Annotated in this window: 4 protein-coding genes; 2 read left to right on the top strand and 2 right to left on the bottom strand. The window is 74.4% G+C overall.

Annotated features, from left to right (window positions below; translation table 11 throughout):
• The first annotated feature begins 166 nt into the window (after positions 1 to 166).
• Positions 167 to 1117, top strand: coding sequence for an SPFH domain-containing protein (locus E2C05_RS30135; protein ID WP_133223305.1), 951 nt, complete (start codon positions 167 to 169; stop codon positions 1115 to 1117).
• Positions 1102 to 1527, top strand: a complete 426-nt coding sequence (locus E2C05_RS30130) for an NfeD family protein (RefSeq protein WP_133223304.1) — start codon at positions 1102 to 1104, stop codon at positions 1525 to 1527. Before E2C05_RS30135 ends, E2C05_RS30130 begins: the two co-directional genes overlap by 16 nt.
• A 127-nt stretch (positions 1528 to 1654) precedes the next feature.
• On the opposite strand, the gene E2C05_RS30125 is transcribed toward E2C05_RS30130, so the two are convergent.
• Positions 1655 to 2092, bottom strand: coding sequence for an EF-hand domain-containing protein (locus E2C05_RS30125; RefSeq protein WP_158292472.1), 438 nt, complete (start codon positions 2090 to 2092; stop codon positions 1655 to 1657).
• A 371-nt stretch (positions 2093 to 2463) separates the two neighbouring features.
• Positions 2464 to 3308 (bottom strand): L-lactate permease (locus E2C05_RS30120; protein WP_133223302.1); only part of this gene is annotated, 845 nt, incomplete at its 5' end.

Genomic DNA, 3308 nt, shown 5'->3' with positions numbered 1-3308 from the left:
CGGCCCGCGCGCGCCGCCGCATTGCGGATGCGGGCAGGCGGCGGCCGGGGCCGCGGCGCGGCCGGGCCAGCCGCCACGCCTGCGGCGCGGGACGCCGGCACGGGTCCATCCCATCTCCCGGCCAGCCGGCGATCCGGCCTATCCTGACCCACCCCGGGAGACCCCGATGTCCGGCCTCGAGATCGTCCTTGTCGTCCTCCTGCTGCTCGCGGTCGTCACCGCCGCCCGCGGCATCCGCACCGTGCCGCAGGGCGAGGTCTGGACGGTGGAGCGCTTCGGCGCCTTCACCCGCCTGCTGCCGCCCGGCCTCAACCTCATCATCCCGTTCGTCGACCAGGTCGGCCGCCGGCTGAACGTGCAGGAGGTGGTGCTGGACATCCCGGAGCAGGCGGTGATCACCCGCGACAATGCCTCGGTCGCGGTGGACGGCATCGTCTACTACCGGGTGATGGAGCCGGAGAAGGCGGCCTATGCGGTGCAGAACCTGCAGCAGGCGCTGACCGCGCTCGCCATGACCAATATCCGCAGCGTGATCGGCGAGATGGACCTCGACGCGACGCTCAGCGGGCGGGAGCGCATCAACTCGTCGCTGCTGCAGATCCTGGACGGCGCCACCGACCCCTGGGGCGTCAAGGTCAGCCGCGTCGAATTGCGCAAGGTGGAGCCGCCGGAGAACCTGGTGCGCGCCATGAACCTGCAGATGACGGCCGAGCGCGAGCGCCGCGCCACCGTGGTGCGAGCGGAGGGCGAGAAATCGGCGCTGATCCTGGCCGCCGAGGGCCGGCGTGAGGCGGCGATGCGCGATGCCGAGGCGCGCGAGCGCCTGGCACAGGCGGAGGCGGAGGCGACCCGCATGGTGGCGGAGAGCGCCGCCGGCGCCGGCGAATCCGCCCTGCGCTACTTCATCGCCGACCGCTACGTGAAGGCCTTCGAGGCGCTGGGGACCAACCCGGCCAACAAGCTGGTGGTGGTGCCGATGGAAGCCTCGGCGCTGGCCGGCGGCATCGCCCAGGCCCTGGAACTGCTCCGCGTGTCCCCGCCGGCGGGCACGCCGCGGCCGCCGGCCAGCGTGCCGGGCGCCGGGACGACGGGGGCGGGGCCATGGAACCAGGGCTGATCTGGATCCTGGCCGGCCTGCTGCTGCTGGCGGCGGAACTGGCCCTGCCCGGCGTCTTCCTGCTCTGGGTCGGGCTGGCGGCGATCGGCACCGGGGCGGTGGTGCTGGCGGCGCTGCCGCCCTTCGGCGCGGTGGTCGGCACCTTCCTCACGCTGCTGGCCGGCGGCATCGCCCTGTCCGTCCGGCTGCGGCGCCGCCGCCCGGTGGCGCGGGTGAACCGGCCGGAGGACGGGCTGGTCGGCCGGCACGGGATGCTGCAGCCGCTGGAGGATGGCGGGCTGCGCGTGCGCATCGGCGACAGCGACTGGCCGGCCCGCCTGCCGCGCGACCAGCGCGTGCCGGAGGCGCCGATGCGGGTCCGGGTGGAAGGCGTGGACGGGACGGTGCTGGTGGTGCGGCGGGTGGGGTGAACGCCACGCCAACGGCGTGATGCCGCCGTGCCGGCGATTGGCGCGGGTCGGGAAACCAATCAATCCGGCGGTCAGTGGCGCGGTGCGAAGGGCGCGGTCCGTGCGCCGGTGGGCAGGCTCGCGCCGCTCACCCCGCCGGCTTCGCCGCCCGCTGGCGTGCCGGCATCTCCCGCCGGGTCAGCTGGTTGTCGCCATTCGCGTCATGCGCGCGGAACCACTGCTCGGACAGCGGCCGCAACTCCTCGAGCGTCACGCGGCCGTTGCGGTCGGCATCGGCGGCGCGGAAGGTGGCGCGGGCCTGCGGATGCGCGCGGATCTCGTCCGGGGTCAGGCTGCCGCTGCGGTCGCGGTCCGCCTGGTCGAAGCGGCCGCGCAGCCATTGCCACACCTGGTCATGCGTGACGCCGGCATCGCCGCGCGGCGCCACCTCCGCCGGGTCGCCGCCGAACAGCCCGCCCGGGCTGTCCGCCCCGCCCCAGGGGGCCCAGGACCGCGAATCGGGCTGAGCCCGCGCCTCCGCGGCCAGGGTCAGCAGTGCGAAGGCCAGGACGATGGTTGGTCTCATGCATAGGGGTCCGGTCATGCCGCCCGATCTTCGCCGAAGTGGCGGCGCCGGTCACGCCGCGCTCCCGGAGGGCCCCTGGTTTCCGAAGGCCCTTCGGCCTTCGGCGGGGAGAGTGCGGGCGGGGCAGCGCCCCTCTCGCCAGTCATCCGGCCGGCCCGACCTGGCGCCCATCTTGGAAGCGACGCCGGCCCGCGCTTCGCCTGGCGCACCGGGCCGTCCCGCGTGCCGGCTGCCGGGTGGCTTGGCGCGCCGCCGATTGTCGCGCGGCGGCACCGGCCTGTCGTCGGGCGGGGGTCGGCGGTCGCCCCGCCGCGGGGTTGGCCCGTCCGGTGGAGGGAGGGCCAACCCCGCATGGCACCCGGCGCCGCGGGCTACCCGCCGACCACCATGGCGGTGAAGGGCGGCACATAGGCCTGCAGCGTCACCAGCAGGCCCACCAGGCAGGCCAGCGCGATGGAGTGGAAGAAGACGTAGCGCAGGATCTCGCCCTCATGCCCGAACCAGTTGGTGGCGGTGGAGGCGACGACGATGCTCTGCGCGTCGATCATCTTGCCCATGACGCCGCCCGAGGAATTGGCGGCCGCCATCAGCACCGGCGACAGGCCGATCTGCTGCGCGGTGATCTTCTGCAGCCCGCCGAACAGCACGTTGGACGCGGTGTCGGACCCCGTGAGCGCCACGCCCAGCCAGCCCAGCAGCGTGCCGAAGAAGGGGTAGAAGACGCCGGTCGCGGCGAAGGCCAGCCCCATGGTGGCATCGAGGCCGGAATACCGCGTCAGGTAGCCCAGCCCGAGCATGGCGGCGATGGTCAGCAGGGAATAGCGCACCACCCACAGCGTGCGGCCATATTCGCGGACCAGCGCGACCGGGCCGAAGCCCATGGCGAAGCCGCCCAGCACGGCCGCCAGCAGGATGCCGGTGCCGGTCATGGACAGGATGTTGAAGGCGAAGACCGCCGGCTCCGGCGTCGGCGCCGCGACCACCGGCGGCACCTTGATGACGGCGCGGTGCAGCCCGTCGATCGGGACGTTGGTGGTCCAGAGCGCGTTCAGCATCGCCTTGATGTCGCCGAGGCCCCAGAGGAAGACGAAGACCGTCAGGATCAGCCAGGGCATCCAGGCGAGCAGCGTGCTGCCGCGGAAGGCCACCGCCGCGGCGCCCCCCGCGCCGCCGCCCGTGCCGCCGCCCGTGCCGCCGCCGGGGGAGGGGCCGGTGC

It is taken from the genome of Paracraurococcus ruber, assembly GCF_004353985.1.
GTDB classification, from domain to species: Bacteria; Pseudomonadota; Alphaproteobacteria; order Acetobacterales; family Acetobacteraceae; genus Paracraurococcus; species Paracraurococcus ruber.
The sequence above is the reverse complement of the archived record's forward strand: the minus strand, read 5'-3'. Positions and strand labels throughout refer to the sequence as shown.

Bases quoted from the DNA above. Each gene is read 5' to 3' on its own strand.
- E2C05_RS30135 (WP_133223305.1), top strand. From the start codon at position 167: ATGTCCGGCCTCGAGATCGTCCTTGTCGTCCTCCTGCTGCTCGCGGTC.
- E2C05_RS30130 (WP_133223304.1), top strand. From the start codon at position 1,102: ATGGAACCAGGGCTGATCTGGATCCTGGCCGGCCTGCTGCTGCTGGCG.
- E2C05_RS30125 (WP_158292472.1), bottom strand. From the start codon at position 2,092: ATGAGACCAACCATCGTCCTGGCCTTCGCACTGCTGACCCTGGCCGCG.